Below are 4,804 nucleotides of genomic sequence, written 5' to 3'. Positions count from 1 at the left end.
GATCCTCCGTCATCTGCTGCATCTCAGATCCGCGGAGGCGGTAAAGGCGAGAGTCGCCGATGTGAGCGCTCCAGCAATTGTTGTTGGGATCCACCAGAGCCACCACCACGGTGGTGCCCATGTCGGCCCGCTCCGGGTTTTCTCGCTGGTCTTTAAGAATGGCCTCGTTGGCCGCTTCTATCGCCTCGCTGAGCAGCTTGGGCGCTGGCACGGTCTGCCAACCCCGCTCAAGGCACTCGCGAATGACCTCGACCGCCAACAGGCTGGCTGTTGCTCCGGCAGCGTGCCCTCCCATGCCATCGGCAACGATGAAGTAACGTCCTTCTGGATCACAGTAGTAGGCATCCTGATTGCTGCTGCGGACCTTGCCTGGATCCGTAGCGCAGGCATATCGTCGCATCACATCAGTGGCTCTGATCCATTTGCCTTTAAGAGTACCCTGACCAGCGCCAAAGCGGCGAGAACGGCCAAAGCCAGGGTGACGATCGCTAAAGTAGCATGCCCAGCCGAAAATAGCTGGGTTGCGCTGAGAAAAAAAGTTGCAAACAACACCGCGTAGATAACTCCCCGTCCGGTGCTGTTCAGCTTGCGCAGCAAACGCTCTGCCTCGCTGGATCGCACCCGCAGGCGTAGCTCCCCCTGTTCCAGCTTGCTCAAGGTCGCTTCAAGACGGCGGGGCAAGCTGAGGCTGCTGCTGGTGAACTCTGCCGCCTGGCGGCTGACCTGGGCTAGCAGAGTCTCCGTCTCCGGTTTGCTGCCGTTCATCAGCTCCTCCGCGAAAGGCTTGGCCACTTCCAGGAAATTGAACTCCGGATCCAAGCTTTTCCCCAGCCCCTCCAACGTGGTCAGGGCCCGCATCACAAAGGTAAAGGTGGCGGGAAAGCGAAACGGCTGATCGTAGGCCAGCTCGTAGAGGTCTTCGCTGATGGCCATCACCGAGATCTCGTCGGAGCTGTTGGAAAAGGGCTTGTCCATGAAGTGATCCAACATGTACTGCACCGAGCGGCGTACTGGCGCCAGATCGGCAGTGGGCACCAACACGCCCAGCTCCACCAGCGAGGCCACCACCAGGTCGGCATTTTTGGCCACCACAGCCGCCAGCATGGCCACCAACTTTTCCTTGATGCCAGGGCGAATGCGCCCCATCATGCCGAAGTCGTAGAAGATCAGCGTGCCATCCGGCTTGACGGCAATGTTGCCAGGGTGGGGATCGGCGTGAAAAAAGCCGTCTTTGAGCAGTTGCCGCAAATAGGCCTCTGCCCCCAAGCGGGCCAAGAGCTTGCGATCCAGCCCCGCCGCGCTCAGGGCTTCGTAGTCGCTGATCTTGATCCCTGGCAGGTATTCCAGCGTCAGCAGGCGGGGGGAAGTGTAGCGCCAGTACACTTTGGGGACGGCAATTTGTGGCATGTCCCGAAAGTTGCGGCGAAAGGTGTCGGCGTTGCGGCCCTCGTTGAGGTAGTCCACTTCCTCCCAGAGGGTGCGCCGACACTCTTCGTAGATGCCGATCCAGTCGCGGCCCGGCCCGCCCCAACGGGTGTGGTACTGAAAGAACTCGGCAATACCGCGGCAGATCTCCAGATCGATCGTGAACAGGCGGGTCAGGCCCGGACGCTGCACCTTGACCACCACTTCTTCGCCGGTCTTGAGCTTGGCCCGATGCACCTGCCCCAAGCTGGCCGCCGCCAAGGGGGTGGGATCGAAATAGCTGTAGATCTGCTCAATGGGCTTGCCCAACTCTTGCTGCACGATGGCTGCCACCTGTTCGTAGCCAAAAGCAGGCACCCGATCCTGCAGCTTGGACAGCTCCTCGACGTACTCGGAGGGGAAGAGATCGGCCCGGGTGGAGAAAAACTGCCCCACCTTGATAAAAGTAGGACCGAGGTGGAGCAGCGTCTCGCGGATCCAGATGGCCCTGGCGCGGCGGCGTTTGGCTTTGCGCTCCGCTGTGGGCTGCCCCCCGTAGCTCCACGCCTGCTGATCCAGCCAGAGGTAAAACAGCCAGGTGAGCACAAATCGCCAAATATCAATGAGGCGGCCCCAGCGGGTGTAGTTTTCTCGGGCCCAACGGTAGGCGGTATAGGGCTTGGCGGGTTCGGATTCCAAAACGGCTCGGGATGGGAGTGTGCTGGCGTTCAAGCGTTTCGACTCCGATACTTCTGCAATTCGGAGCGCAACTGCGCCACCTCTGCCCGCAGGTCGTCTAGGGTTGCCTGCAGGTCTTCTGCCTTGAAGGGGGGTGCCGCCATTTCCTGGGCAGCTAGCGATGCTTCCGCCTCAGCCCGGGCCATGACATCCTGGGCAAAGGTCTGCCAGCCCTCTTGGAGCTCCGCCCACACCTTGCCCACTTCCCCGGCAAGGTCGGCAAGGGTGCTCTCCAGGCGCTCTCGCAGCACGTCGGCCACCGCCTTGCCGACAAAAAAAGCCCGCACAACTGGATTGTTCATGTAACCCAAGTGTTAAGAAGCATCACCCAGATTATAACGAATCTTGCCCCAACCAAGCCGAAGAGCCGATCCACCCGAACGGCGTCGGATGATCGGCTTGAGAGCTTGGCAAGGGCGCAGTGGGTAGGAGGCCCAACCCTCAGCGGCGGTTGGTGGTCATGTCGGGGATCTTCAGATCGAAGACGCTGATGTTTTGCCGCGCTGCCGGCTTGGGATTGAGCATGCGGGCCATGTTGAGGAAGTTTTCCGGATCCCCGGGCTTGGGAGGCCGAGTAATCCGGTAGGTGCGCACCACTTCCCGCGTCGAGCGCTTCACGCCGGAAACATCCCGCCACCGCGCCCCGTAGCGGGGGTTGAGCAAGTTGGTCGGCTTCTCGGAAAGGCGGCGGCGCTGGTAAGGCACCACATCGTCCCCGAAGGCGGCGTTGTACTCCTCACTGTCGACAACGGCGTCGATAAAGCCGTTCAGACCGCGGGTGGCCAGGATGATGGAGTACTTGATGCGCTCCTGCTGGCTGTAGGTGGGCCGGCCCAGGAAGCGCTGGAAGGTGATCTCGACGAAGCGGTAGTTGTCGTTAGGAACCATGACCAGATCCCGGTACACCTCCGACTTGCCCAGGCCACGGATAAACTCCTTCACCGAGATCGCCCCGTTGCGCAGCTGGGACTCCAGCGCTTTTTGCCGGTAGCTCTCCAGCATCAGGTGTTCGCTGAAGATCTGCCGGTAGGCGGCGCGGATGACATTTTCGATGCCCGTCGGGTCGTCGGGGCGATAGGCGGGCGGGGTTTCGTCGCTGGGTACAAAGTAGCGCTCCACCCGCACGCTTTGCGTGGTGGGGCGATCGGCAAGCAGCGGAAGAGTCATAGGTTATGCTCCTGAGGAAACGAAACAACAAAATGGCAGGGGTTATGGATCAGCAGCCAGCTCCTGCTGGCTTAGGCGGGCGCGTAGGGGAATCAAGGGATCCGCATCCTGCAAGGCCATTTGCAGGGCTGCCTCGACGGCAGATCGCAGGGACGCCTCTCCCAGCCGAGCCAAATCCGTCAGGGATCCGACGGCGGCATAGCGAACTCCCCAGTCGGCGTCGCCCAGGCATTGCCGCAACAGGTGCAAGGCTCGCTCTTGATCGGAGAGGGGCCGCCGTGCCGCTACCTGTCCCAGCCCACGGGCCGCCGCTCGCCGCACGCTGGGGGCGAAGTCCGCCACAATGGCTTCCGCCAAAAAGGGGTAGGCATCGCCGTGGCCGATACGGGCCAACGCCCGCACCGAATAGGCGCGCGCCCCATAGTCGAAGCCATCGATGTTGGCCAGCAAAGGCCCTACCGCCGCCTCCCCAAAGCGCAACACCTCTTCCAGCGCGGCCTCCCCCACGGCAGGGCGGTTGAAGCCAAAGGCGCGAATGAGCAGGGGGATCCCTTCCACGTGGCCCAAGGATCCCAGCGCTCTCACCACCCGCAACAGTTCTTCCGCTGAGGTGGCCTGTTCCAGTTCAGCGGCCAGTTGAGCCACAGCAGCGGGAAGCACTTGCGCAGCCGAGGAAGAGGACATAGACAACCCAGAGGCCAAGGTAAGTAAAAAACTAACGAAACATCCAAGCGAGCCAATAGGGGGGGAGAGCCCCAAGCCCTTTCACGTCTAGAACAGCCTGTCCAGTTGCGGGATGATCGCTGCTGCCACCCGATCCGGCGGCACTCGCCCTAACTGCAGCGCCACGTCGAACAGTCGCTTCAGAGCATTGATGCGCAGGTTAAGCGCCACATCGGCTGTCGCCAACAGCGGCGCCCCTGCCACCCAGCCGGATTCTGCCAGATCGAAAAGGGCCGCCTGGCGCAGGCTGAAATTGGTGTGGGCCAGCAGCGCCACCAGAACTTGGGTCAGCTCCTCGGCTTGTGTAAAGCGATAGAGCACCCAAGCGGCTGCCGAACGCACCCGCTCCGAGGGGTGGCTTAAGAAAGGCCGAATCGCCGCCTCGGCCTCGGTGGCGTTGAGCTGGCCCAGCGCCTCGATGAAGGCTTCCCAGGGCTGCTCCTGCTCCCGCGACTGCAGCAAGGCCAGCAAGGGAGCCACCGCCCGCCGGTCTCCCAACTGGGCCAGGGCATAGGCAGCCTCTTCCCGCACATGCAGATCGCTACAGCCAAGGGCCTCGATCAGGCCGGGCACGGCCCGCACGTCGCCAATTTGCCCAAGGGCTTTGGCCGCATTGCGCCGTAGCGGGTAGCCCCCCAAGGCGGTGCGATCCCGCTCATCTCGCAACGCCAACAGCAGTGGCTCTACCCCCCGCGGATCCCGAACCGTGCCCAAGTACCAAGCGGCATAGTACCGATCTTGCGGGTCATCCCCCTGCAGCCGCGCTATCGCC

The 4,804-nt window shown here is 62.3% G+C and carries 6 protein-coding genes; all 6 read right to left on the bottom strand.

Annotation, left to right across the window (positions count from 1 at the left end):
- The coding region (locus NW809_RS10765) for a PP2C family protein-serine/threonine phosphatase (RefSeq protein WP_414402113.1) at positions 1 to 400 on the bottom strand (400 nt) is incomplete at its 3' end.
- Positions 400 to 2,103, bottom strand: a complete 1,704-nt coding sequence (locus NW809_RS10760; RefSeq protein ID WP_414402112.1) for an ABC1 kinase family protein — start codon at positions 2,101 to 2,103, stop codon at positions 400 to 402. The genes NW809_RS10760 and NW809_RS10765, both read right to left, overlap by 1 nt.
- A gap of 29 nt (positions 2,104 to 2,132) precedes the next feature.
- Positions 2,133 to 2,444, bottom strand: a complete 312-nt coding sequence (locus tag NW809_RS10755; RefSeq protein WP_011429129.1) for a DUF6825 family protein — start codon at positions 2,442 to 2,444, stop codon at positions 2,133 to 2,135.
- Positions 2,445 to 2,583: 139 nt separating this feature from the next.
- Positions 2,584 to 3,309: a phycobilisome rod-core linker polypeptide gene (locus NW809_RS10750; protein ID WP_011429130.1), complete on the bottom strand. Its 726-nt coding sequence runs from the start codon at positions 3,307 to 3,309 to the stop codon at positions 2,584 to 2,586.
- A gap of 42 nt (positions 3,310 to 3,351) precedes the next feature.
- The gene (locus NW809_RS10745) at positions 3,352 to 3,993 is read right to left on the bottom strand and encodes a HEAT repeat domain-containing protein (protein ID WP_099812571.1); all 642 of its coding nucleotides are present in this window, start codon (positions 3,991 to 3,993) and stop codon (positions 3,352 to 3,354) included.
- Between the two features lie 87 nt (positions 3,994 to 4,080).
- Positions 4,081 to 4,804 (bottom strand): HEAT repeat domain-containing protein (locus NW809_RS10740; RefSeq protein ID WP_414402111.1); only part of this gene is annotated, 724 nt, incomplete at its 5' end.

The organism is Synechococcus sp. WC101 (assembly GCF_047461555.1).
In the GTDB taxonomy this organism is placed as follows: Bacteria; Cyanobacteriota; Cyanobacteriia; order Thermostichales; family Thermostichaceae; genus Thermostichus.
This window is presented reverse-complemented; position numbering and strand designations above follow the sequence as displayed.

Excerpts from the sequence above, each read along its gene's own strand:
- NW809_RS10755 (WP_011429129.1), bottom strand. The coding sequence starts at position 2,444 with ATGAACAATCCAGTTGTGCGGGCTTTTTTTGTCGGCAAGGCGGTGGCC.
- NW809_RS10750 (WP_011429130.1), bottom strand. The coding sequence starts at position 3,309 with ATGACTCTTCCGCTGCTTGCCGATCGCCCCACCACGCAAAGCGTGCGG.
- NW809_RS10745 (WP_099812571.1), bottom strand. The coding sequence starts at position 3,993 with ATGTCCTCTTCCTCGGCTGCGCAAGTGCTTCCCGCTGCTGTGGCTCAA.